Origin of the sequence: Streptomyces bauhiniae (assembly GCF_004784475.1) — a bacterium.
Taxonomy (GTDB): Bacteria; Actinomycetota; Actinomycetes; order Streptomycetales; family Streptomycetaceae; genus Streptomyces; species Streptomyces seoulensis.
Window position 1 is genome coordinate 38,825 of sequence record NZ_SRRT01000002.1, and the last position, 22,115, is coordinate 60,939.

The window sequence follows — 22,115 nt, forward strand, 5'->3', positions numbered from 1 at the left end:
GCGAGTCGTCCCGGTCAGCTCGGCCGGGACGACTCCAGCAGGTCGCACTCGATGAAGGAGGGCGGGCTGGTGCACAGGGCCGCCATGCGCTCGGCGAAGGCGCGGGCCTCGGGGTCGTGGCGGCTGCGGCCGGCCGCCTCCAGGGAGGCGAACTCCAGCACCTCGTAGTAGCGGTCGTCCTTGCTCTTGTCCTTGAGGACGGCCTGGTAGGTGGGGCCGTGCTGCATGCCCCCGAAACGCCGGTCGATGTCCATCGCCAGGGTGCGCATCTCGTCGATGCGGTCGGTCTCGAAGGCGATGATCTGCACGAACTTCTCGGCCACGGTTCCTCCAGCCGGCCAGGGCGCCGCCACCGGGGCGGGGCGGCTCAGCACCCAACGAAACACGGCCGGTGGCGGTCGGCAATTCGTCGCGGTGCGTTCGCCGTACGGCACGCCCAGCCGGGCAATGGGTGTCGGACCCCTCCCGGTATGGGTGCCGGCACCGATGGTGGCGCGGGGGCGGGAGGTGCGAGGGTGTCAGGGCCCCCGCGACCCGAACCGAGACCGCCGACGGCACGGGGCCGCCCGGACCCGCTTCCGGTGCCACGGCCCTTCGCGCGTCCCCAAGGAAGGCGAAGGTGGCCCGTGGGACATGCCGACACCCTGCTCGCCATGGGCGGCGCCTTCCTGGCCGCCGCCTTCCTCGCCCGGCTGGGCGCCCGTTTCGGGGTGCCGACGATCCCGCTGTTCATGCTGGCCGGTCTGCTGCTCGGCCCGCACACCCCCGGTCTGGTCCTGGTCTCGGACCCGCACGACTTCGAGATGCTGTCCGCGCTCGGCCTGGTGCTGCTGCTGTTCTATCTGGGCCTGGAGTTCAAGCTGGACGACCTCCGGCGCGGCGGGCGGCGGCTGCTGACGGCGGGCGGCATCTATCTGCTGCTCAACGTGGGCGCGGGCCTGGGTTTCGGGTTCGCCCTGGACTGGGGTGCGCGGGAGGCGCTGGTGCTGGCCGGGGTCCTCGGCATCTCCTCGTCCGCGATCGTCACCAAGATCCTGATCGACCTGGGCCGGATCAGCCGCCCGGAGACCCGGCTGATCCTCGGGGTGATCGTGGTGGAGGACCTGTTCCTCGCGCTGTACCTCGCCGCGCTGCAGCCGGTGATCGGCGGCGCGGAGGGCGCCGGGGAGACGCTGCTGCAGGCCGCGAAGGCGTTCGGCTTCCTGCTGGTGCTGGCCGCCGCCGCCCGGTACGGCACCCGGCTGGTGGGGCGGCTGATCCAGGTCCGCGACAACGAACTGCTGGTGATCAGTTTCCTGGGCGCGGCCGTACTGGTGGCCGGGGTGTCGGAGCTGCTGGGGGTGGCGGACGCGATCGGCGCGTTCATGGTGGGCCTGATCCTGGCGGGCACGTCGTCCGGGCCGCGCATCCGCAAGCTGGTGCATCCGCTGCGGGACGCGTTCGCGGCCATCTTCTTCTTCGCCTTCGGTCTTGCGCTGGACCCGGCCCGGCTGGTGTCGGTGGCGGGTCCGGTGGCCGCGGCGGCGGCGCTGACCATCGTGATGAACGTGATCGCCGGTCTCCTGGTCGCCCGCACCTACGGGTACGGTCCCGAGCCGGCCGCCGACATCGCCACCACGCTGGTGGCGCGCGGGGAGTTCGCGCTGATCCTGGGCGCGATGGCGGTGAGCGCGGGGCTGGACGGGCGGCTCTCCTCGTTCATCGCGGGGTACGTGCTGGTGCTGGCGATCCTGGGACCGGTCATCGCCAAGCGGGCGGATCTGCTGGCCCGCGCGCTGCGGGCGGTGCGGCCGGCTCCGCCGTCCCCGGCGCCGTCCGAGGAGGAGGCTCCGGTGCCCGCGGAGCGGTGACTCAGGGCTCGATCAGGCCCACCCGGATGGCGTACCGGGTGAGTTCCAGGCGGTCCTTGAGGCCGAGTTTCTGGAGCAGGTTGGCGCGGTGGCGTTCGACGGTCTTGGGGCTGATGACCAGGAGGTCCGCGATCTGCTGGGTGGTGTGGCCCTCGGCGACGAGTTTGAGGATCTCCTCCTCGCGGCCGGTGATGACGCGGGAGGGCAGCGCGCGGCCGTCGCGCACCCGGTCGAGGTAGTCGCGGATGAGGGCGTTGACGGCGCCGGGGTAGAGGAAGGGCTCGCCGCGCAGGGTGGCGCGGCAGGCTTCGACGAGGTCGCGGTCGGCGACGGACTTGAGGACGTAGCCGGAGGCGCCCGCGGCGAGGGCCTCGAAGAAGAACTGCTCGTTGTCGTACATCGTCAGGATGAGGACGCGGGTGTCCGGCTGGGTGCGGGACAGTTCGCGGGCGGCCTGGAGGCCGGTGAGCCGGGGCATGGCGATGTCGAGGACGGCCAGGTCGGGGCGGTGGGCACGGGCGAGGGCGAGGGCCTCGGCGCCGTCGTCGGCCTCGGCGACCACGGTGAGGTCGGGCTCGCCCTCGAGGATGAGCCGCACGCCGCGCCGGACGAGGGCGTGGTCGTCGGCGAGGAGGATGCGGGCGGGGACCGGGTCGGTCGGGTCGGTCATGGGCGGCGGCTCCGGACGGGGACGGTGAGGCGGATCTCGGTGCCGCCCTCGGGGCAGGGGCTCACGGTGAGGTCGGCGCCGATGAGCAGGGCGCGTTCGCGCATGCCCCGCAGGCCGGAGCCCTCGGGGGCGTGGCCGATGCCCCGGCCGTCGTCACCGACCCGGAGTTCGACACCGGCCGGGGTGCGGGCGAGGGCGAGTTCGGCGTGCCGGGCGTGGGCGTGGCGGGCGATGTTGGTGAGTCCTTCCTGGGCGACGCGGTAGAGGACGAGTTCCCGTTCGTGGCCTAGCGGGGGCAGGTCGGTGCCGAGCCGGTGGCGGACGGTGAGTCCGGGGCCGGAGAACTCGGCGGTGAGGGCCTTGAGGGCGCTGGGCAGGCCGAGTTCGTCCAGTACGCCGGGGCGCAGGCGGCGGGCGATGCGGCGGACCTCGTCGAGTCCGGCGCGGGTGGCCTCCTGCGCCTGGTGGAGTTCCTCGCGCAGTCCGGGCGGGGCCTGGCCGGCGACACGGCCCAGTTCGAGGAGGACGGCGGTGAGGGTCTGGCCGACCTCGTCGTGGAGTTCCTGGGCGACGCGGTGGCGTTCGGCCTCCTGGGCGGAGAGGGCGCGGGCGCTGCTGGTGGCGCGTTCCTGCTCCAGCCGGTCGAGCATGGCGTTGAACACGGTGATCAGCTCGGCGATCTCGCCGTGTCCGCCGGCCGCCGGGCGTACGCCGGGGCGCAGCAGGTCGGCGGTGGTCATGGCGCGGCTGAGCCGGTGCAGCGGGGCGAGGTTGACGCGGAGCAGGACCGCGTTGGCGACGAGCATGGCGGCGAGGCCGGCCGTGAGGATGGCGGCCTCGGTGAGCAGGACCGGGGTGGAGACGGTGACCGGGCCGAGCAGCAGGGCGGCGGCCGCGACCAGGACGACGGCGTTGAGCAGGAAGATCCGCCAGAACAGGGGCACCGCGCCTCACCTCCCGGCGCCGGGTATCGGTCGGGCCCGTCAGCTACAGCCTGGGCGGGGAGCGGTCGGGGCGCCATCCGTGGGGGCACCCATCCGGGTCTCCCCTACGGGTCACAGCCTTCGCAAATGGGGGTCATACCCGATGGTCGGGCGGGCGGTACGGCCGGGATGCTTAAGGCGAACCGGAGGGAGGCGCCCGATGCACGCATACGACGAGGAGACCCTGGCCGGGGTGCGGGGGCACTTCGCCCGGAGCGGTCCGTACGACGGTCCGCGTCACGAACCCGCACCCCCGCCGCGCGCCCGGCCCCGTCCCTTCCGTGGCCGGTACTGGTGGCTGCTGGCGCTCGGCGGGGTGCTGCTGGCGGCCGGGATCGCGCTGCCCGACGGGCTGCTGATCGCCACGGGGCTGGTGCTCAGCGGGATCGCGGCTCAGCTCCTGGACCCGGCCCGCCCCGGCTCAGCGGGCCGGCGGGGGCGGTTGGGCCGGCGTCCGGTTCAGCTCGGCGGTGAACTGGGCGCCGGTGAGCAGGGCGAGGTTGGACAGCCAGAGCCAGATCAGGAAGACGACCGAGCCCGCGAGCGATCCATAGAGCCGGCTGTAGCCGCCCAGCACCGAGGTGTAGAGCGCGAAGCCGCCCGACACCATGATCCACAGCGTGGCGGCGAGCACTCCGCCGGGCAGGCTGTGGCTGCGCCGCTTGGCCTGCGGCGGCCCGGTGCGGAAGACGACCACGATCAGCACGACCGCGAGGACCAGCAGCAGGGGCCACCGCAGCAGCCGCCACACCCAGGCCACGGTGGCGTCCAGGCCGAAGAAGCGTCCGGCGGCCTCGGCGACCGGCCCGGTGAGCAGCAGCACCAGGGCGCTGACCAGGAGCAGGCCGAGCAGCCCCAGCGCGGTGAGCACGATCCGGTGGGCCTTGCGCAGCGGCGAGCGGTGGTCCTCGACGCGGTGCATGCGGTGCAGGGAGCGGCGGAAGACCGCCAGATAGCTGGAGGCGGACCAGATGGCGCTGGCCGTCCCGGCGACCAGCAGCGGCCAGATCGCGGCGTCGGGGCGCAGCATGCGGCCCAGTACGTCGTGGAGTTCGCCGCCGGACTCGGCGGGGGCGTAGGCGGTGACCTGGGTGATGAACCGTTCCGCCGTGCCCGGGCTGATCAGCGCGAAGGCGATCACGGTGACCAGGAGGGCGGGCAGCACGGTGAGGATGGCGTAGTAGGTGAGGGCGGCCGCGTCGTCGGAGACGTCGTCACGCCACATGGACAGCGGCGTGCGGCGCAGCGCCGCGCCCCAGTCGGCGGGGCGGGGCGGGGGTGGCCGGGTGGCGGCGGGGGCGTGTGGTTCAGCGGACATGCGGTACCTGGTGGGACCGGGCGCTCAGGCGCACCCGGCCGTGGACGGGACAGGGGGCGGCGGCCGATTCGGCCCGGCCGAGAAGCCGGGTGACGCCGGGCAGTACGGCGTCGGGGGTGGTGTCGGGCTGGAGCCAGAGGTGCAGCCGTACGGTGATCCGGCCGCGTCCGGCGAGGACGCGGGCGCGGCAGCGGGCGACGCCGTCGAGGGCGGCCGCGTCGCGGGCGACGGCCTCCTCCAGGGCGCGGGCGCGCACGGTGGCGCCGGGGGCGGGGAGGGCGATCAGCGGGCGTCCGCCACCGTGGAACTGGCGGGCACACCACAGGGCGCCGAGCGCGGTGGCGGCGACGGAGGCGGCCAGCACGGTGGGCGTCCACCAGCCCCGGCTGCGCAGGTCGAGGACGCGGGCGGGGCTCAGGAAGGTGACGTCGCCGGAGAGTTCCGGCCACCAGGCGGGCATCCGGGTGCCGAGGGCCGGGTCGGCGGTGGCCAGCCAGGTGCCGGCGGCCAGCAGGGCCAGGCCGGTGGCGGCGAGGACGCAGCGGTTGAGGGCGGTGCGCATCAGCTCCCTCCGGCGGGCGCCACGGCCCCGAGGGGCGTCGGCGCGGCCTCGGCCGGGGGCGGAGTCCAGACCGGCAGGGGGCGTACGGCGACCCGCAGGCGGAGCGGGCGGCGCAGTCCGCACTCGGCGAGGACGCGGCGGGCTGCGTCGGTGATCTGGTCGCGGGCGGCGGCGCGGTCCCCGAAGGCGAGGGCGGCGCGGACGGTGGCGCGGCGGCGCCGGACCCGTACGGCGACGGTGTCGACGCCCTCGGTCCCGGCGGCCGTGTCCCGGAGCAGCGCGGCGACGGTTCCCCGGTCGACGGCGACGTGGGTGGCCGGTGCCGGGGAGTGGGCGGTGAGCAGGCCGCGCCGGCCGGGGGTGACGGCGAGGACGATCAGCCAGACGCCGAGCAGGACGCAGCCGAGGGCGGCGGCGGTGACCGGGGGTTCGCCCGGGCCGTGGACGTAGAGCCAGTGCAGGGCGCCGGTGCGCCAGAGGGCGGCCGGGCGGTGTCCGGTGTGCACCAGGATCAGGTCGGTGGCGAGGGCGCCGCAGGTCAGGGTGGCGAGGAGGGTGAGGACGCCGAGGGGCAGCCTGCGCTGGGCCCACCAGCGGCGGGGGACGCGGCCGCCGGGGTTGGCTTCCAGCGCTGTCGCGTCCGGTTCCGTCATCCGGTCCGGCGTGAGCGCGGTGACGCCGACGCGGGCCGGGCGTACGTCCAGGCCGGTCAACTCGCCGGTGCGGGCGGTGACATGGTCCTGGACGCGGCGCACGGTGGGGGTGAGCGGCGCCGGGTAGGGCAGGGCGACGTCGACCGCGATCTCGGCCCGGCCACCGCGTACGGCGGCGGAGGAGCCGGTCGCCCGCGCGGCGCGGCCGGGCAGCGCCTCGGTGACGGCGCGGCCGGCGATCCGGCGGACGGCACGGTCGGAGACCGTGGTGGTGCCGCGCCGCTCGGGGGCGGTCATCGGCGGCCCCGATCGAAGGCGTGCCGCAGGTCCCCGGCGCGTCCGCCCCGGTCGAACCAGTACCCGACCGCGTAGCCCACCGCGCCGAGCGCGGCCACGAGCAGGAACGCGCCGAAACCGCCGAACCAGCCGGCGAACGCCAGCGCGATGCCGGCGATCAGCCCTACCAGCGCTCTGTCCATCTCTCCGTCCCCTTCTTCCCTGCTCTACCGCTCTGCTGCCCTGCTCTTGCTTACCCGGTCCGGCGCCCGGTGTCAGGCCACGCGGGAGGTGGTCTCCGGGGCGGTGTCCTCGTCGTCGGGCAGGTGGACGTCGTTGATGGTGACGTTGACCTCGACGACCTCCAGGCCGGTGATCCGCTCGACGGCGTCGATGACGTTCTCCCGGACGTCGCGGGCGAGGTCGGCGATGGGGACGCCGTACTCCACGACCAGGTCGAGGTCGATGGCGGTCTGCCGCTCGCCGACCTCGACCTTGACGCCCCGGCCGACGTTGGCGCGTCCGCCGGGGACGCGGTCGCGGACGGCGCCGATGGTGCGGGAGAGGCCGCCGCCCATGGCGTGCACACCGGGGATCTCGCGCGCGGCCACGCCGGCGACCTTGACGACGACGACATCGGCGATGGAGGTCCGGCCGCGCGTGGCGGCTGGCTCGTCGGCTCCGGTGGCGCCGCCCGCGAGGGCCGTGGTGGCCGGCGGCTGCTTGGTGGGGTTCGTGGTGGGGCCCGTGGGGGCGGTGCCGGTGGCGGGCGCGCTCTGGACGCTCATGACCAGGTCCTCTCGGTGGGCCGTACTGCTGTTGTCGTTCCGTTGGACCCGGCCGGTCCACGAATGTGACGCGGATTCCCGGATTTTCTCCGCTGAAGCCTGTCCGCGCCCCGGTGACGCGCCCCACGACCTGCATCCACCTGGGTTTTCGCGCCTGAAGTAGCCGATGAGGGGCACGGCAGGAAAGGGGCGCGGCGGAATCCGCGTCACAAAGCCGCCTTCGAGGTGTCGAAGGGGCAGGACGACGGAGAGGAGCCGCCCGGTGTCGGGGGTCCGCAGACAGATCGCGTATCCGGGACCGGAACGCGCGCCCGACGCCACCCCGGCACGGGAGGCGCGCCGGGACGACGGCCTGCTGACGGTGCGCGCGGCCGAGGGCGACGAGGAGGCGTTCGCCGTGCTGGTGCGCGAGCACGCCCCGGCGCTGGTCGGCCTCGCCACCCGGCTGCTGGGCGACCGCGCCGAGGCGGAGGACGCGGTGCAGGACGCCTTCATCAGCGCCTGGCGCCGGCTGCCGGAGTTCCGGCGGCACTCCTCCTTCGGCACCTGGATGTACCGCATCGTCACCAACCGCTGTCTGAACGTCCTCAGGGCACGCCGGCCGGTGACGTCGCTGGAGGCGGCCGGGGAGTTCGCGGCGCCGGAGCACGACTCCCCCGAGCGGGTCACCGAGGCGCGGGACGCGGTGCGCGGGATGCGCCGGGCGCTGGACGACCTCTCGGCGGAGCAGCGGGCCTGCTGGGTACTGCGCGAACTGGACGGTCATTCCTACGAGTTCATCGCGGAGACGGTCGGCATCAGCCAGGAGGCGGTGCGCGCCCGCGTCTTCCGCGCACGACGCTGTCTGACACGAGCACTGGGGGCCTGGCGATGACCACGCACACCGACCCGCCCGACCGGTACACCGGGCCCGGCGGCGACGACGAGCGGCTGGCCTGCGGGCGGCTGCTGTCCGGCGTATGGGACGGCTGGGAGCAGGCCGACCCCGACCCGCACCGCGCCTCCTGCCCGCACTGCAAGGACGCGGTCCGGGAGCTGACGCTGCTGGAGTCGGCCGTACGGGAGCTGCGCGAGGAGACCGTCCCGGAGGAGTCCGGCTACGACCCCTCGGCGCTGACCCGGCGCGTGATGGATGTGGTCCGGATGGAGCTGCGGCCCGGCCGCCCGGTGCCGCTCGGGGACGACGACGAGGACCTGTGGGTGATGGAGGCGGTCGCCGCGCGCACCCTGCGGGCCGCCGCCGAGACGGTCGCCGGGGTCCGCGCGGGTTCGTGCCGGATCTCCCCGCCGGACGCGGGCCGGGGCGGGGTGACGGTGCGCCTGGAGGTGCACGCTCCGCTGGGCGTGCCGCTGGAGGAGGTGGCCGAGGAGGTGCGGCGGCGGGTGGCCGAGTCGGCCCGGCTGCGGCTGGGGCTGCGGCCCGCGTCGGTGGACATCCGGATCGTCGACCTCGTGGACGCTCCGGCCGGATTCGAGGAAGGGCCGGGCGATGACTGACCGCGCGCTGCGCACGACGCTCACCGGGGAGATCGCCGCGGCCGTCGAGGCCGTGCCGGGGGTGGCGTTCCTGCGGCCGGGCCTCGGCGGGCGGCTGCGCTCGGCGCTGCCGCGCGGCGCGAGCGCGGCGAACGGCGGCCGGGCGGTGCCCTCCGGGGTGCGGCTGAGCCGGCCGGACGAGACAGGCCCGTGGCAGGTGGAGATCCACATCGTGGCGCGCGGGCACGTCCGCACGCTCGACGTGGCCCGCGATGTCGCACGGGCCGTGGAAGTACGGCTGGCCGGGCTGCTGCCCGGCCGGCAGGCGCCGAAGGTCACCGTGACCGTCACCGGGCTGGTCTGAGCCCGGCACCCGTCGTCGTTATTCGTCCGGGTGACCAATCCGCGGCCGCCATGGCCTCGGATTACGCGGGGACGACTCCCGCCGCATCACGCGGGAGCCCCGCCCCGGCGCAACGTGGGAGAGGACAGTTGTGAAGGAAGCCGTCTACATCGGCAGGAACCCGGCAGCGGAACCGGATCTGCAGCAGTTGCTGCACGAGGTGGCCCTCGGTGATCAGGAGGCGTTCGCCTCGGTCTACGACACCGTGGCCGGTCCGGTGCTCGGGGTCGTCCGGGCGGTGCTGCGCGACCTGGCCCAGTCGGAGGAGGTGGCCCAGGACGTGCTGGTGGAGGTCTGGCGCACCGCTCCGCGCTACCGGCCCGACCGAGGTACCGCGATCAACTGGATTCTGACGCTCGCGCACCGGCGTGCGGTGGACCGCGTCCGCTCGGTGGAGGCGGCCGCCGCCCGTGACACCAAGGCGGCGCTGCTGGACCGTACGCCGGAGTACGACGAGGTGACCGAACAGGTGGAGTCCCGGCTGGAGCAGGAGCAGGTGCGGCGCTGTCTGCGCACGCTGACCGACCTCCAGCGGCAGTCGGTGACGCTGGCCTACTACCGGGGGCTGACCTACCGGGAAGTCGCGGAGGCGCTCGCGCTGCCGCTCGGCACCGTCAAGACACGACTGCGCGACGGCCTCATCCGGCTGCGCGACTGCCTGGGGGTGACCGCGTGACCATGACCGATCCGCACACGCTGACGGGTGCCTACGCGCTGCACGCACTGCCCGACGACGAGCGTGCCGACTTCGAGCGCCATCTCTCCGGCTGCCCGTCCTGCGCCCGCGAGGTGGAGGAGTTCGAGGCGGCAGCGGCCCGGCTGGCGCTGGCCGCCTCCGTGCCGGTGCGCCCGGCGATGCGGGACGAGGTGCTGCACCGCGTCGGCTCGGTGCGCCAGCTCACCCCCGGCACCACCCCGGTGGAGCGGGTGCGCCGGAGCAAGGCGCTCGGCGCGGGCCCGGCCCGCTGGGCGCTGGCCGCGTGCGTGGCGGCGGCCGCGGTGTTCGGCGGTACGGCGGTGTGGCAGTACGACCGCGCCCAGGACGCCCAGCAGCGGGCGGCGCAGGCGGAGCGGCAGGCGTCCGACCTGGCCGGGGTGCTGGCCGCGCCGGACGCCAAGTCCCGCACGGTCAGAGTGGCGGGCGGCACCGGCACGGTGGTCGTCTCCGCCCAGCGGGACCGGGCGGTGTTCGTGTCGTCGAGGATGCCCGAGCCCCCCAAGGGCAAGGTGTACCAGCTCTGGTTCGACGACGGCGGCACGATGCGCGACGCCGGCCTGATGGACCCGGCACGCGCCAGCCAGTCGGTGCTGATGAAGGGCACGGTGGACGGTGCCTCGGGCGTCGGCGTGACGGTGGAACCGGCGGGCGGCTCGGCCAAGCCGACCAGCGCCCCGGTGACGGTGCTGAGCATGCCGTCGTAGGCGGAACGCGACGAAAGGAGGGGAGCCCCGGTGATCCGGGGCTCCCCTCCTTTCGTGGTGCGGCGTCAGCGCGGGGGCAGCGGGAAGAAGCCGCTGGTGCGGGAGGCGTACTCCGCCCAGCCGGGGCGGCCGGACATACGGCGCTCCAGCAGGCGTTTGCCGCTGCCGTTGATCAGCAGATAGCTCATCACCAGCGGCGAGACGAAGGAGACGAGGGCGGGTGCGGCTCCGCCGTCGCAGGCGATGAGGAACAGGCCCCACCAGACGCAGAAGTCGCCGAAGTAGTTGGGGTGCCGGGTGTAGCGCCACAGGCCCCGGTCCATGATGCGGCCCTGGTTGGCGGGGTCGGCCTTGAAGCGGGCCTTCTGGGCGTCGCCGACGGCCTCGAAGACGATGCCGACCGCCCACAGGGCCGTCCCCAGCCAGGCGAGCGCCGAGAGGGGGCCGGTCGCGTACTGAGCGGCCTGGACCGGCAGGGAGACCAGCCAGACCAGGGCGCCCTGGAGCAGGTAGATCATGCGGAAGGCGTACAGGTTCCGGTTGCCGGACCCCTTGTCGAGCAGTTCCTCGTAACGCGGGTCCTCGCCGTGGCCGCGGCCGCGCCGCCCGATGTGGACGGCGAGCCTGAGGCCCCAGACGACGGTGAGGGCGGTGACGAGGGCCCGGCGGGCGAGGTCTCCCTCGCCCGCCGACGCGCCGAAGGTGGCCAGGGCGACCGCGGCGAAGGCGGCGCCCCAGGCGATGTCCACGATCCGGTGCATGCCCTTGCGGACGGCGAGGGCGAAGGTGAGCACCATGACGCCGAGCGCGGTGAGCGCCGCCCAGCCGAGGTTCGCGGCGAAGGCGCCCCAGGCGAAGCCGCTCACACCAGGTCCCGGTACCAGTCGGCCGCCTCGGAGAGGTCCAGCCCGCTGGCGCTCCTGCGGTCGCGGCGTACGGAGAGGATCTGGTCGACGCCCATCCGGCCCTCCTCAAAGGCGAGCGCCCCGCCGACCAGGTACAGCCGCCACACGCGGGCGGTCTCGGTGCCGACCAGGGCGACGACCTCGTCCCAGCGGCGTTCGAGGGTCTCGTGCCAGGCGGCGACGGTGCGCACGTAGTGCTCGCGCATCGACTCCGTCGACCGCACCTCCAGACCGGCCGCCTCCAGGAGGGCGACGGTGTCGCCGAGGGGCCGCATGTGCATGTCGGGCGCGATGTACGCCTCGATGAAGGCGCCGCCGCCCGGCGCGTTGGCGCCCCGCGACATCTGCTGCACCAGCACGCGTCCTTCGGGGCGGACCATGCGGTGCAGGGCGGCGGCGAAGGCGGGGTACTCGTCGTCGCCGACGTGCTCGCCCATCTCGACGGTGGCGACCGCGTCGTAGGCCGAACCGGTGATGTCCCGGTAGTCCTGGCACACCACGTCCACCAGGTGCTCGAGACCGCGGTCGCGGACCTGCTCGCGGACGTACGCGGCCTGTTCGCGGGCCAGGGTGACGGCGGTGACCCGGGCCTTGTACCGCTCGGCGGCGTACAGGGTGAGCGAGCCCCAGCCGCAGCCGATGTCGAGCAGCCGGGAGCCGGCGGTGAGGCCGAGCTTGCGGCAGATCAGCTCCAGCTTGGCCCGCTGGGCGTCGGCGGGGTGCATGTCCTCGGCCGTCCAGTAGCCGCAGGAGTAGGCCATGGTGTCGTCGAGGAGGAGGCGGTAGAAGTCGTTGGACAGGTCGTAGTGGTGGCTGATCGCGGCCCGGTCGCGGGCCTTGGTGTGCCGGTCGCCGCGCAGCCGGGCCTCGGTCGCGGGCGCGGGCAGGCGGGGTCCGACGACGCCGAGCCGTGCGGCCTCCCCGACCGCGCGGGCCCAGTCCGCCAGGGTGAGGCGTGGGGTGTGCGCGCCCCGCTCGCGCGCGGAGGTCCAGGCGGCGCGCAGCCCCTCGGCGAGGTCGCCCTCCACATCGAGTTCGCCGGTGATGTACGCCTGGGCCAGGCCGAGTTCGCCGGGCTGCCAGAGCAGGCGGCGCAGCGCCCGGCGGGAGCGCAGGACGACGACAGGGGCGTCGGACGGGCCGGTCTCGCTTCCGTCCCACGCGCGCAGCCGGACCGGCAGCGGGGCCCCGAGCGCGTCTTCGACGAGCACGGCCAGCCGGTGCGCGGCGCCGGTGCGGACGGGGGTGCGGAGGTCGGTCATCGAGTGGGCTCCTTGGTGAGCAGGTACTGCTGGACGTCGAGGTAGCCGGAGCGGAATCCGGCCTCGGAGTAGGCGAGGTAGAAGGTCCACAGCCGGCGGAAGACATGGTCGAAGCCGAGGTCGTCGACTTCTTCGGCGCGCTCGGTGAACCGTTCGCGCCACAGCCGGAGGGTCTCGGCGTAGTGCGCGCCGAAGGCGTCGCGCCGGGTGACGGCGAGCCCGGTGTGCTCCCGCACGGTCTGGTCGACCGCTTCGACGGAGGGCAGCAGGCCGCCGGGGAAGATGTACTTCTGAATCCAGGTGTGGGTGTCGCGGGAGGCGAGCATCCGGTCGTGCGGCATGGTGATGGCCTGGAGGGCGACCCGGCCGCCGGGGGCGAGGCGCTCGTCCAGGGTGCGGAAGTAGACGGGCCAGAACTCGGCGCCGACCGCCTCGATCATCTCCACGCTGACGATGGCATCGTAGGTGCCCTCCGCCTCGCGGTAGTCGCACAGTTCGATGGCGACCCGGTCGGCGAGGCCGGCCTCGCGTACGCGCTGCCGGGCGAGGTCGCGCTGTTCGCGGGAGAGGGTCAGCGAGGTGACGTGGGTGCCGCGGGCGGCGGCGCGCAGGGCGAGTTCGCCCCAGCCGGTGCCGATCTCCAGCAGCCGGGTGCCCTCGCCGACCTCGGCGAGGTCCAGCAGCCGGTCGATCTTGCGGTGCTGGGCGGCGGGCAGCAGGGCGTGCTCGGCGGGGAAGCCGCGGAAGACGGCGGAGGAATAGGTGAGGGTGTCGTCCAGGAAGAGCGCGAAGAGGTCGTTGGACAGGTCGTAGTGGCGGCTGATGTTGTCGCGGGCGCCGGTCGCGGTGTTGCGCTGGGCGGCGGGCTGGCGCAGCGCCCACAGGCGGCGCAGCCGTTGCAGCGGGGCGGGGACGAGGTCGGCGGCGTGGGAGGCGAGCACGGTGAGCGCGCCGACCAGGTCGGGGGCGTCCCACTCCCCCGCCATGTACGACTCGCCGAAGCCGATCAGGCCCGTGGTGCCGATGCGGGCGTGGAAGGCGTCCGGGTCCCGCACCTCTATGAGCGGTCCGCCCTGGCCCAGGACGGTGCCGTCGGGGAACCGCACCCAGAGCGGCAGCCCGCCGAGGGCGTGCCGTACGACGGCGGCGGCGACGGTACGCACCGGCCGGGACGCCTTGGGCACGGCGGCCACGTCGGGCCAGCGGCCGGCGTCCACCGGGGCCGGGACCGCGCCTGCGCCGGTCCTGGTCGTGGGGCGGGGGTGGGCTGTGGTCATGTGGCGTTCTCCGGGTCGTGGCGGACCTGGCGCGGCTGCACCGGCAGGCCCCTGAGGAACAGGCGGATGCCGTGGAAACGGATGGCGGCCGACACCGCGAGGGTCGACCAGGGGTGGCGCAGCGAGAGCCGCAGCAGCGCGCCCGGTGTGGCGGGGCGGCGGGTGCCGTGGACGGTCGCGGTGAAGGGCGGGCTGCCGGGCCGGTCCAGGCGCAGGGAGAGCTGGAGGCGTTCGCCGGGCAGCGGGAGCCGCATGTGGTAGCGGCCGTCCACCGGATAGAAGGGCGAGACGTAGAACTCCTTGTCCACGTCGGCCTTCCCGGCCGCGTCGGTGTGCAGCAGGTAGGCGTGGCGGCCGCCGTAGGTGTTGTGCACCTCGGCCACCACGCAGCGGGGGCGGCCGTCGGGGTCGTGGCACCAGTACAGGGTGAGGGGGTTGAAGACGTGGCCGAGGACTCTCGCGTGGGTGAGCATCACGACGCGGCCCCCTTGAAGGTCGATGCCGTGCTCGGCGAGGAAGCCGTCGAGCGCGGCCCGGATCGAGGGGGCGCGGCCGGTGAAGTGGTCGCGGGCCCGGAAGCGGGCCAACGGGCGGAGCAGCATGGGCAGTTCGGGTATGTGGTCGGTGTCGACGAACCACATGTAGGTGCGGTGGCGCAGGGCGTGGTGGACCGGCGCGCGCCGGGTGTGCCGGACCACGCACGGGTAGAGGGCGGGCGCGGTCACCAGGTCACCCCCAGCGCCTTCGCGGCCGCGACCCCGCTGCGGCAGCCGTCCTCGTGGAACCCCCAGCCGTGGTAGGCGCCGGCGAACGCGGTGACGGAGGTGGCGAGTTCGGGCAGCCGCTGCTGGGCCGCGACCGACTCCGGGGTGTAGACGGGGTGTTCGTAGTCCATCCGGGCCAGCACACGCGAGGGATCGACGCGGTCCTCGCCGCCGAGGGTGACGAGGTAGCGCCGGGAGGCGTCGAGACGCTGGAGCCGGTTCATGTCGTAGGTGACGCGTACCCGGTCCGAGCCCGCCGAACAGTTCGGCATCAGGTAGTTCCAGGAGGCGCGGGCGCCGGGGGCCCGGGGCAGCAGGGCGGCGTCGGTGTGCAGCAGGGTGGTGTTGTGGGAGTAGCGGAAGGCGCCCAGCACCTCCTTCTCGTCGGCGGAGGCGTCCCCGAGCAGCCGGAGCGCCTGGTCGGGGTGGACGGCGACGACGACGTGGTCGTAGGAGGCGGTGGTGCCGTCCCGCGTGGTGATGTCGACGCCGTCGGCGTGGCGCAGGATGGTGCGGACGGGTGCGCTGGTGCGGACCTCTTGCACCTCGGCGGCGACCCGGTCGACGTAGCTGCGTGAGCCGCCGGTCACGGTGCGCCACACGGGTGAGCCGGTGACGGAGAGCATGCCGTGGTGGTCGAGGAACCGGAAGAGGTACGCGGCCGGGTAGTGCTGCGCGGTCTCGGCGTCGCAGGACCAGACGCAGGAGACCAGCGGGGTCATGAAGTGGGCCCGGAAGTACGGGGAGAAGCCCGACCGGTCCATGAACTCGCCCAGTGTCATCGTGGAGTGGCCGCCGTGCTCCAGCAGGGCGCGGGCGGCCCGGTGGAAGGCGGTCACCTCGGCGAGCATGCGCAGGTAGGAGCCGCGCAGCAGGTTGCGGGGCTGGGCGAGCAGGCCGCGGGCGCCGCGCGCACCGGCGTACTCCAGGCCGCAGCCCTCGCACCGCACCGACATGCTCATCTCCGACTCCTGCGTGGCGACGCCGAGTTCGCGGAAGAGGCGGAGCAGGTTCGGGTAGGTGCGCCGGTTGTGCACGATGAAACCGGAGTCGACCCGGTGGATGCGGCCGTCCGGGGCTATGAGGTCGTGCGTGTGGGCGTGGCCGCCGAGGCGGTCGTCCGCCTCGTACAGGGTGACGTGGTGGGCCCGGCGCAGCACATGGGCGGCGGTGAGTCCGGCGACTCCGCTGCCCACGACGGCGGTTCGGCGCATCGTGCTTTCCCTTCGAGGGAGTGGGGCGTCAGGGGGAAAGGGCTGCGCGCCCGCCCGCTCCGGGGACCCGGAGCGGGCGGGCGCTGCCGGGTGGGGTCAGCTCTTGGGCATCAGGACGGTGTCGATGATGTAGACGTTGGCGTTGGCGGTCTTGACGTTGCCGCAGACGACCTTGGCGGAGTCGTTGACGGTGTAGGACTCGCCCGAGCCGGAGGTCATCAGCTTCGACTTCTCCAGGGTGTCGAAGGAGCCGTTCTCCAGGTCCTTGGGCGCGAGCTTCTGGCCGACGACGTGGTAGGTCAGGATCTTGGTGAGCTGGGCCTTGTCGGCGAGGACCTTGTCCAGCGTGGCCTTCGGGATCTTGTTGAAGGCGTCGTTGGTCGGCGCGAACACCGTGATGTTCTGGGCGTTGTTGAGGGTGTCGACCAGACCGGCCTTCTTCACCGCGGTGACCAGCGTGGACAGCGCCGGGTTGTTGGAGGCGGCCGTGGCGACCGGGTCCTTGGCCATGCCGTCGAAGGAACCGGCACCGTTCTTCGGCACCGAGGAACAGGCCGGGCCGAACGGCTGGTCCATGGGGGCGCCGCCCATGCTCTCGCTGGCCTTGGGCGAGGAGGCGGCGGGCGCCGAGGACTCGGACTTCCCGCTGTCCTTGGCATCGCTGGAGGAGCAGGCGCTCAGCGCGAGGGGCAGCACTGCGGCGGCGGCGAGGGTGACGGCGGCACGGCGGGTGCGGGTGGTGGTCATCATCTCTTCGTCATCTCCTGAGTGGCGCGCGACGGGGGCCGCGCTGAGGGTCATAGCGGGAAAAACCGGTGCGGGGCGGAGGGGAGGTGTGCGGCGCCGGTGGAGCCGGGGCGGCTCGTGGCAGTCGGCGCCCGGGCTCCACCGAAGAGCGGTCCGCGCGGCGCGCCCAGTGCGAAGCGCGCCGGGGCGGCCGGCAACCGGTGGTACCGCTCTTCATCCCTCACACGGGGAATCCGGATCTGCCGCCGAAGCGGATTGGTCACTCCCCCGATCAGGTGAAATAAAGATCGAGACCAATCCGCCGGGCCTCCGGCGCCGGATAGAAGGGCCTCGCTCCGGAACCCGGGAGGCGCCTTCCGGCCGCCGCGCTTACGATCCCCACGTGGCAGACATTCCCGACAGCCTCATCGCCCTGGAACGGTCCGCAGAGGTGGAGCGGGCCAAGCTGGCCGGTCTCACCGGGAGCGAGTACGACGCCCAGCGGCGCCGCTGGCGCACGGCGTACGACGCCGTGTGCGCGGCCATCGCCGACCGGGCGGCCGCGACCGGCGAGGACCGCGGCGCGCTGGAGCGGTCGGTCCAGGAGGCGGTACGGCACACCCAGGAGGACCCCGCGGTCGAGTAGCGCCCCCGTCCCGGAGCACTCCGGCATGCGGCGGCCGCGGTTCTCGGCCACGCTCGGGACATGGCCCCGCAGACACCCGTCGTGATCTACCCGCCCGCCCCGGACGGCGGCAGGCGGGTGCGCGTCGGTGACCGGTTCGTCGGCATGGCCTACACCGTGCTGGACGTCGTGGAGTTCCTGCGCCGGGCCGGGCCCGAGGGCCTCGCCTCGGTGGAGGAGGCGGACGTCGTCGGCGCGGGGTGGGTCGAGTGGCGGGGCGCGGGCCCGCGGGAGTGGCCCCGCTGAACAGGGGAACCCGGCCCCTCACCGGCGGCGAACTGCCGTACCGGCGGCCCGGGATGCTCGGGCAAGGACAGTCTGGCCCAGATGAGAGCGCGAGCCGGAGCACCCTCGGGACACCGGCCCGTCAGGTCCGAACGCTATGAGGAGCGAGTGTCATGCCCAAGCAGATCGAGCACGTCATCCAGGACATCGAGGACCGCACCGCGCTCGACGCCCTCACCGGTCCGGCGGCCGAGCTGGTGAACAAGGTGACGCGGCCGACCGCCGTGAAGAACGCTCTCTCCGGTACCTGGCTGGGCCACGCGCTGCACCCGGTGCTCACCGATGTGCCCATCGGCGCCTGGGGCATGGCCACCGTGCTGGACCTGACGGCGGGCGAGCGCGGTGCCGTGGCGGCCCGCAAACTCGTCGGCTTCGGGCTGCTCGCCGTGGTGCCGACGGCCGCGAGCGGCGCGTCCGACTGGGCGGACACCCTCGGCGGCCCGCAGCGGGTCGGCCTGGTGCACGGGATGCTCAACAGCGCGGCGACCGTGCTCCAGGCCGCGTCCTGGGTGGCCCGGCTGACCGGCCGTCGGCGCGCCGGTGTGGTGCTGAGCGGGGTGGGCCTCGGTCTGACCGGCGCCTCGGCCTACCTGGGCGGCCACCTGTCGTACGTGAACGGCATCGGCGTCAACCACACGGCGTTCGAGGAGCCGACCGGCAAGTGGACGGACGTGGCGGCGCTGACCGCGCTGGAGGAGGACAAGCCGCTGCGGGTCGACGCGGGCGGTGTCCCGGTGGTGCTGGTGCGGCACGGCGGCACGGTGAACGCCCTGTCGGCGACCTGCACACACGCCGGCGGCCCGCTGGACGAGGGCAAGGTCGACGCGGACGGCTGCCTCCACTGCCCCTGGCACGGCAGCGCGTTCCGGCTCTCCGACGGCGAGGTGACGCGGGGTCCGGCGACGGTCCCGCAGCCGGACTGGGACGTGAAGATCTCCCAGGAGCGGGTGCTGGTGCGGGCCGCGAACGCCTGAACCGGCGGCACGGGCGGGTCGGGTGAGGCGGCGCCGGGATGACGAACCGTATCCGCACGGTGGGGCACTCCACGCGTGACGTCGACGAGCTGGTGACGATGCTGCGGAACAACGGCATCACCCATCTGGTCGACGTGCGCTCGTTCCCCTCCTCGCGGAAGTTCCCGCAGTGGAACCGGCCGGCCATCGAGGAGGCGCTGCCGCCCGACATCGAGTACCGCTGGATTCCGCAGCTCGGCGGGCGCCGGCACACGCCCAAGGATGTGCCGAGTCCCAACGGCGCCTGGCGTGTCAAGGCGTTCCGGGACTACGCCGACCACATGGCCACGGACGAGTTCCGGGAGGGGCTGGACGAACTCCTGGAACTGGCCGAGCACGGCCGGCCCGCCATCATGTGCAGCGAGGCGGTGCCCTGGCGCTGCCACCGCAGGCTCATCACGGACGCGCTGCTGGCGGCGGGCGCCGACGTGGACCACATCATGTCGGCGACGAGCACGAAGCCGGCGTCGCTGAACGAGCACGCGCACGTCGAGGAGGGGCGTATCACCTACCCGCCGCCCGCCGGGTCCGACGGGCCGGGTTCATGAGCCGGGGCCGGCTGGAGCGAGCCTGGGAATGGCTCGCCCTGCACAAGCTGATCCGGCGCGGCCAGGAGCTCGAACTGCTGCACCGGGCGATGGGGTTCGCCACCCTCGCGCTGGTGACCCTGGCCCCGCTGCTGATCGTGGTCGCCGCCGCCGACCCGCTGGTGCGCGGCGGTTTCCCGTCCTGGCTGTCGGACGGCATGGGACTGTCGGGCCGTTCCGCGAAGGTGCTCAACGAGGTGTTCAGCCCGCCGCGCGAGGTCATCGGCACCACCAGCGCGTGGAGCATCCTGATGCTCGCGGTGTTCGGGGTGTCCTTCGGCGGCAGCGTGCAGAACGCGTTCGAGCGCATCTGGGGGCTGCCCGCCGGGCGCTGGCACCGGGTGTGGCGGCAGGCGACCTGGCTGCTGGTGCTGATGGCGTACCTGTACCAGGAGGTACAGACCGGGACGACCGTCGAAGGCTTCTCCCGGACCTTCCTCACCACGGTGACCACGCTGTTCTTCTTCTGGTGGGGACCGTGGTTCCTGCTGGGCGGCCAGGTCCGCTGGCGGGACCTGCTGCCGGGCGCGATCGCCAGCGTGGTGGGCCTGGCCGGGCTGCGCGCCTTCTCCACCCTGATCTTCACCCCGCTGATCGTCACCAACGCGCTGAGCTACGGGGCGGTCGGCACCGTGCTGGTGGTGTCGTCCTGGCTGATCGGCGTGGGGTTCGTGGTGTACGGGGGCGCGCTGTTCGGCCGCTGGTTCACCGAGCACCACTGGGTGCCCTCCCACGACGAGGACGACGAGGACGACGAGGACGATGAGGAGGAGGGCGGCTGACGGGGCGGGCGGGCTCTGCGGTGGGCGTGAGCGGGCGGCGGGGGCAGCATGGAGGGGTACCGGTCCCGAGCTGTCGGGCGACGCCCGTACCGGTTGGGTGGAGGTGGCGGGATGGCAGTGGACTCCTTCCAGTCGGACGAGGAGCACGACGCCGGGGACCCCCGGCCGACGGGGCTGCTCGACCTGCTGAGCGTGGCCGCGGTGGTCCTCGACACCCGGGGGCGCATCGTCTTCTGGACCCCGCAGGCGGAGGATCTCTTCGGCTGGTCCGCCGAGGAGGCGCTCGGTTCCGAGGCGGGATCGCTGCTGGTCTCGCCGGGGCGGATCAAGTCGGCGGTACGGCTGTTCAGCGAGGTGCTGGCCACCGGCCAGGGCTGGGCGGGCGCCTTCCCGGTACGGCACAAGGACGGCTCCAGCCGGCTGACCGAGTTCCGCACCATGCGGCTGCTCGACGACGAGGGCGATGTGTACGCGCTCGGTATCGCCGCCGACCGGGGCCTGCTCCAGCGGGTGGAGACCGACCTGGCGCTGTGCGAGCGGCTGATCTACCAGTCCCCCATCGGGCTCGCCCTGCTCGACCCGGACCTGAAGTATCTGCTGGTCAACCCGGCACTGGAGCGGATCGACGGCATGCCGGCCGCCGAGCACGTGGGCCGGAGCCTGCGCGAGACGCTGCCGCTGACGGACATGGAGACCGTGGAGTCGGCGCTGCGCCAGGTCCTCACCACCGGCATCCCGCTGCTGGACCAGTACCACGTGGGCCGCCCGCGCAACGATCCCGGACAGCAGCACGCGTGGTCGCTGTCCTTCTACCGGCTGGAGGACCCCAGCGGCCGGGTGCTGGGCGCCGCCGCCTCCGTCGTGGACGTCACCGAGCGGCACCAGGCGGCCGGGGAGGCGGACCGGGCGCGCAGACGGCTGGCGGTCATCGCGGACGCCTCGGCGCGGATCGGCACCACCCTGGAGGTGGAGCGCACGGCCCGCGAGCTGGCCGAGGTGGCCGCGCCGGTACTGGCGGACGTGGTCGCGGTGGACGTCCTGGACTCGGCGCTGGCCTGCCGTCGGATGAGCAGCCCGGACCACGGGCCCGAGCTGTTCCGGGCGCTCGCCCTGAAGGCGGCCCATCCGACGGTGGCGACCCGCGCCGCCGACCCGCCGGGCGACCTCGCCGCCTACGACGGGGACCGGCTGGTGACCCTGTGCGTGCACACCGGGCGCCCGGTGCTGATTCCGCAGGTGCAGGCCGCCGACCTGCCGCGGATCGCGCGGGACGCGGACGGCGAGGCGCTGCTCGCGGAGGCGGGCGTGCACTCGTACCTCGCGGTGCCGTTGATCGCGCACGGCGAGGTGCTGGGCGCGCTGGACCTGAAGCGGACCCGCAATCCGCTGCCGTTCGACGAGGACGACGTGGTGCTGGCGGCCGAGATAGCGGGCCGGGCCGGGGTGGCGATCGACAACGCGCGCTGGTTCCAGAGCGTGCGCAACACCGCGCTCACCCTCCAGCGCAGCCTGCTGCCCGACCACTCCCCCCGCCACACCGGCCTGGAGGTGGCCTCCCGCTACGAGCCCGCGCAGGCCACCAGCGAGGTGGGCGGCGACTGGTACGACGTGATCCCGCTGGCCGACGACCGGACCGCCCTGGTGGTGGGCGACGTGATGGGCAACGGCATCGATGCGGCCGCCACCATGGGCCGCCTGCGCACCGCGACCTGCGCCTACGCCGACCTGGACCTGGCCCCGGAGGCGGTGCTGCGCCATCTGGACCGGATCACCTGCGACCTGGAGCACTACATCGTCACCTGTCTGTACGCGGTGTACGACCCCGCCACCAACCGGTGCACGGTCGCCAACGCCGGGCATCTGCCGCCCGCCCTGGCCCGGCCCGGCCGCCCGCCGGAGTTCCTGGACCTGCCGACCGCGGCGCCGCTCGGGGTGGGCGGGGTGCCGTTCGAGGCGGTCACCGTCCCGATGGAGCCCGGCGATCTGCTGGTGCTGTACACGGACGGGCTGGTGGAGACCCGGCAGCACGCGATCGACGACCGCCTGGAGACGCTGCTGTCGCTGCTGGGCGAGCCCGGCCCCTCGCTGGAGGAGGTCTGCGACCGGCTGGTCACCGGCCTGCGCCACCCCGACGACCACGACGACGTGGCCCTGCTGCTCGCGCGGGTGGTGGACCACCCGTAGCGCCGCCGCGTGGTGGGGTGCGGTGGGTGG

General features: G+C 73.9%; 26 protein-coding genes. 12 read left to right on the top strand and 14 right to left on the bottom strand.

The window, feature by feature from the left end; genetic code table 11:
• Positions 1-14: 14 nt before the first annotated feature.
• Positions 15-323: a hypothetical protein gene (locus tag E5083_RS05460; protein WP_030813481.1), complete on the bottom strand. Its 309-nt coding sequence runs from the start codon at positions 321-323 to the stop codon at positions 15-17.
• A gap of 303 nt (positions 324-626) precedes the next feature.
• Here E5083_RS05460 and E5083_RS05465 point away from each other — a divergent pair, with 303 nt between their 5' ends.
• The gene (locus tag E5083_RS05465; RefSeq protein ID WP_135784458.1) at positions 627-1,850 is read left to right on the top strand and encodes a cation:proton antiporter; all 1,224 of its coding nucleotides are present in this window, start codon (positions 627-629) and stop codon (positions 1,848-1,850) included.
• A 1-nt stretch (position 1,851) separates the two neighbouring features.
• On the opposite strand, the gene E5083_RS05470 is transcribed toward E5083_RS05465, so the two are convergent.
• The 7 genes from E5083_RS05470 to E5083_RS05500 form a co-directional block, all read right to left on the bottom strand.
• On the bottom strand, positions 1,852-2,520 hold the full coding sequence (locus tag E5083_RS05470) for a response regulator (RefSeq protein WP_135784459.1): 669 nt from the start codon (positions 2,518-2,520) through the stop codon (positions 1,852-1,854).
• Positions 2,517-3,464 carry a sensor histidine kinase gene (locus E5083_RS05475; protein WP_135784460.1) on the bottom strand — a complete coding sequence of 316 codons (948 nt, stop codon included), beginning with the start codon at positions 3,462-3,464 and terminating at the stop codon, positions 2,517-2,519. Before E5083_RS05475 ends, E5083_RS05470 begins: the two co-directional genes overlap by 4 nt.
• 460 nt (positions 3,465-3,924) lie before the next feature.
• On the bottom strand, positions 3,925-4,821 hold the full coding sequence (locus E5083_RS05480; RefSeq protein WP_135784461.1) for a YihY/virulence factor BrkB family protein: 897 nt from the start codon (positions 4,819-4,821) through the stop codon (positions 3,925-3,927).
• Positions 4,811-5,383: a hypothetical protein gene (locus E5083_RS05485; protein ID WP_135784462.1), complete on the bottom strand. Its 573-nt coding sequence runs from the start codon at positions 5,381-5,383 to the stop codon at positions 4,811-4,813. The genes E5083_RS05480 and E5083_RS05485 overlap by 11 nt, the downstream gene beginning before the upstream one ends.
• Positions 5,383-6,333, bottom strand: a complete 951-nt coding sequence (locus E5083_RS05490) for a DUF6286 domain-containing Asp23/Gls24 family envelope stress response protein (RefSeq protein ID WP_135784463.1) — start codon at positions 6,331-6,333, stop codon at positions 5,383-5,385. Before E5083_RS05490 ends, E5083_RS05485 begins: the two co-directional genes overlap by 1 nt.
• Positions 6,330-6,515: a hypothetical protein gene (locus tag E5083_RS05495; protein WP_086694531.1), complete on the bottom strand. Its 186-nt coding sequence runs from the start codon at positions 6,513-6,515 to the stop codon at positions 6,330-6,332. The genes E5083_RS05490 and E5083_RS05495 overlap by 4 nt, the downstream gene beginning before the upstream one ends.
• Positions 6,516-6,587: 72 nt before the next feature.
• Positions 6,588-7,100, bottom strand: a complete 513-nt coding sequence (locus tag E5083_RS05500; protein ID WP_135784464.1) for an Asp23/Gls24 family envelope stress response protein — start codon at positions 7,098-7,100, stop codon at positions 6,588-6,590.
• A gap of 283 nt (positions 7,101-7,383) precedes the next feature.
• Between E5083_RS05500 and E5083_RS05505 the strand changes: the two genes are divergently transcribed.
• The 5 genes from E5083_RS05505 to E5083_RS05525 all read left to right on the top strand — a co-directional run bounded on the left by E5083_RS05505 (position 7,384) and on the right by E5083_RS05525 (position 10,401).
• Positions 7,384-7,974, top strand: coding sequence for an RNA polymerase sigma factor (locus E5083_RS05505; protein ID WP_244317451.1), 591 nt, complete (start codon positions 7,384-7,386; stop codon positions 7,972-7,974).
• On the top strand, positions 7,971-8,597 hold the full coding sequence (locus tag E5083_RS05510; protein ID WP_135784466.1) for an Asp23/Gls24 family envelope stress response protein: 627 nt from the start codon (positions 7,971-7,973) through the stop codon (positions 8,595-8,597). Before E5083_RS05505 ends, E5083_RS05510 begins: the two co-directional genes overlap by 4 nt.
• On the top strand, positions 8,590-8,940 hold the full coding sequence (locus E5083_RS05515) for a hypothetical protein (RefSeq protein WP_135784467.1): 351 nt from the start codon (positions 8,590-8,592) through the stop codon (positions 8,938-8,940). The genes E5083_RS05510 and E5083_RS05515 overlap by 8 nt, the downstream gene beginning before the upstream one ends.
• A gap of 130 nt (positions 8,941-9,070) precedes the next feature.
• On the top strand, positions 9,071-9,655 hold the full coding sequence (locus tag E5083_RS05520) for a sigma-70 family RNA polymerase sigma factor (protein ID WP_086694527.1): 585 nt from the start codon (positions 9,071-9,073) through the stop codon (positions 9,653-9,655).
• Entirely contained in the window at positions 9,652-10,401 is a 750-nt protein-coding gene (locus E5083_RS05525; RefSeq protein WP_135784468.1) for an anti-sigma factor, read from the top strand. The genes E5083_RS05520 and E5083_RS05525 overlap by 4 nt, the downstream gene beginning before the upstream one ends.
• 65 nt (positions 10,402-10,466) lie before the next feature.
• Here E5083_RS05525 and E5083_RS05530 read toward each other — a convergent pair whose 3' ends face one another.
• The 6 genes from E5083_RS05530 to E5083_RS05555 all read right to left on the bottom strand — a co-directional run bounded on the left by E5083_RS05530 (position 10,467) and on the right by E5083_RS05555 (position 16,573).
• Positions 10,467-11,267, bottom strand: coding sequence for a DUF1295 domain-containing protein (locus E5083_RS05530; protein ID WP_135784469.1), 801 nt, complete (start codon positions 11,265-11,267; stop codon positions 10,467-10,469).
• On the bottom strand, positions 11,264-12,568 hold the full coding sequence (locus tag E5083_RS05535) for an SAM-dependent methyltransferase (RefSeq protein WP_135784470.1): 1,305 nt from the start codon (positions 12,566-12,568) through the stop codon (positions 11,264-11,266). The genes E5083_RS05530 and E5083_RS05535 overlap by 4 nt, the downstream gene beginning before the upstream one ends.
• Positions 12,565-13,845 carry an SAM-dependent methyltransferase gene (locus E5083_RS05540; protein ID WP_135784471.1) on the bottom strand — a complete coding sequence of 427 codons (1,281 nt, stop codon included), beginning with the start codon at positions 13,843-13,845 and terminating at the stop codon, positions 12,565-12,567. The genes E5083_RS05535 and E5083_RS05540 overlap by 4 nt, the downstream gene beginning before the upstream one ends.
• Complete coding sequence (locus E5083_RS05545) at positions 13,842-14,573, bottom strand: DUF1365 domain-containing protein (protein WP_135785229.1); 732 nt, start codon at positions 14,571-14,573, stop codon at positions 13,842-13,844. Before E5083_RS05545 ends, E5083_RS05540 begins: the two co-directional genes overlap by 4 nt.
• Positions 14,567-15,823, bottom strand: a complete 1,257-nt coding sequence (locus E5083_RS05550; RefSeq protein WP_135784472.1) for an NAD(P)/FAD-dependent oxidoreductase — start codon at positions 15,821-15,823, stop codon at positions 14,567-14,569. The genes E5083_RS05545 and E5083_RS05550 overlap by 7 nt, the downstream gene beginning before the upstream one ends.
• Before the next feature lie 96 nt (positions 15,824-15,919).
• Entirely contained in the window at positions 15,920-16,573 is a 654-nt protein-coding gene (locus tag E5083_RS05555) for a fasciclin domain-containing protein (RefSeq protein ID WP_244317391.1), read from the bottom strand.
• 379 nt (positions 16,574-16,952) lie between these two features.
• Between E5083_RS05555 and E5083_RS05560 the strand changes: the two genes are divergently transcribed.
• The 6 genes from E5083_RS05560 to E5083_RS05585 all read left to right on the top strand — a co-directional run bounded on the left by E5083_RS05560 (position 16,953) and on the right by E5083_RS05585 (position 22,085).
• A complete protein-coding gene (locus E5083_RS05560) occupies positions 16,953-17,195 on the top strand; it encodes a hypothetical protein (protein WP_135784473.1) in 243 nt (80 codons plus the stop codon).
• A 60-nt stretch (positions 17,196-17,255) separates the two neighbouring features.
• Positions 17,256-17,480: a hypothetical protein gene (locus E5083_RS05565; protein ID WP_135784474.1), complete on the top strand. Its 225-nt coding sequence runs from the start codon at positions 17,256-17,258 to the stop codon at positions 17,478-17,480.
• Between the two features lie 152 nt (positions 17,481-17,632).
• Positions 17,633-18,493, top strand: coding sequence for a Rieske (2Fe-2S) protein (locus E5083_RS05570; RefSeq protein ID WP_135784475.1), 861 nt, complete (start codon positions 17,633-17,635; stop codon positions 18,491-18,493).
• A 38-nt stretch (positions 18,494-18,531) separates the two neighbouring features.
• Positions 18,532-19,080 (top strand): DUF488 domain-containing protein, encoded by a 549-nt coding sequence (locus E5083_RS05575; protein WP_135784476.1) that lies wholly within the window; start codon positions 18,532-18,534, stop codon positions 19,078-19,080.
• Positions 19,077-19,901, top strand: coding sequence for a ribonuclease BN (locus E5083_RS05580; protein ID WP_135784477.1), 825 nt, complete (start codon positions 19,077-19,079; stop codon positions 19,899-19,901). Before E5083_RS05575 ends, E5083_RS05580 begins: the two co-directional genes overlap by 4 nt.
• A gap of 111 nt (positions 19,902-20,012) precedes the next feature.
• Positions 20,013-22,085, top strand: coding sequence for a SpoIIE family protein phosphatase (locus E5083_RS05585; RefSeq protein ID WP_135784478.1), 2,073 nt, complete (start codon positions 20,013-20,015; stop codon positions 22,083-22,085).
• Positions 22,086-22,115 lie beyond the last annotated feature (30 nt).

Excerpts from the sequence above, each read along its gene's own strand:
- E5083_RS05470 (WP_135784459.1), bottom strand. The coding sequence starts at position 2,520 with ATGACCGACCCGACCGACCCGGTCCCCGCCCGCATCCTCCTCGCCGAC.
- E5083_RS05480 (WP_135784461.1), bottom strand. The coding sequence starts at position 4,821 with ATGTCCGCTGAACCACACGCCCCCGCCGCCACCCGGCCACCCCCGCCC.
- E5083_RS05485 (WP_135784462.1), bottom strand. The coding sequence starts at position 5,383 with ATGCGCACCGCCCTCAACCGCTGCGTCCTCGCCGCCACCGGCCTGGCC.
- E5083_RS05490 (WP_135784463.1), bottom strand. The coding sequence starts at position 6,333 with ATGACCGCCCCCGAGCGGCGCGGCACCACCACGGTCTCCGACCGTGCC.
- E5083_RS05495 (WP_086694531.1), bottom strand. The coding sequence starts at position 6,515 with ATGGACAGAGCGCTGGTAGGGCTGATCGCCGGCATCGCGCTGGCGTTC.
- E5083_RS05500 (WP_135784464.1), bottom strand. The coding sequence starts at position 7,100 with ATGAGCGTCCAGAGCGCGCCCGCCACCGGCACCGCCCCCACGGGCCCC.
- E5083_RS05510 (WP_135784466.1), top strand. The coding sequence starts at position 7,971 with ATGACCACGCACACCGACCCGCCCGACCGGTACACCGGGCCCGGCGGC.
- E5083_RS05515 (WP_135784467.1), top strand. The coding sequence starts at position 8,590 with ATGACTGACCGCGCGCTGCGCACGACGCTCACCGGGGAGATCGCCGCG.
- E5083_RS05535 (WP_135784470.1), bottom strand. The coding sequence starts at position 12,568 with ATGACCGACCTCCGCACCCCCGTCCGCACCGGCGCCGCGCACCGGCTG.
- E5083_RS05540 (WP_135784471.1), bottom strand. The coding sequence starts at position 13,845 with ATGACCACAGCCCACCCCCGCCCCACGACCAGGACCGGCGCAGGCGCG.
- E5083_RS05550 (WP_135784472.1), bottom strand. The coding sequence starts at position 15,823 with ATGCGCCGAACCGCCGTCGTGGGCAGCGGAGTCGCCGGACTCACCGCC.
- E5083_RS05555 (WP_244317391.1), bottom strand. The coding sequence starts at position 16,573 with ATGATGACCACCACCCGCACCCGCCGTGCCGCCGTCACCCTCGCCGCC.
- E5083_RS05565 (WP_135784474.1), top strand. The coding sequence starts at position 17,256 with ATGGCCCCGCAGACACCCGTCGTGATCTACCCGCCCGCCCCGGACGGC.
- E5083_RS05570 (WP_135784475.1), top strand. The coding sequence starts at position 17,633 with ATGCCCAAGCAGATCGAGCACGTCATCCAGGACATCGAGGACCGCACC.
- E5083_RS05575 (WP_135784476.1), top strand. The coding sequence starts at position 18,532 with ATGACGAACCGTATCCGCACGGTGGGGCACTCCACGCGTGACGTCGAC.
- E5083_RS05580 (WP_135784477.1), top strand. The coding sequence starts at position 19,077 with ATGAGCCGGGGCCGGCTGGAGCGAGCCTGGGAATGGCTCGCCCTGCAC.
- E5083_RS05585 (WP_135784478.1), top strand. The coding sequence starts at position 20,013 with ATGGCAGTGGACTCCTTCCAGTCGGACGAGGAGCACGACGCCGGGGAC.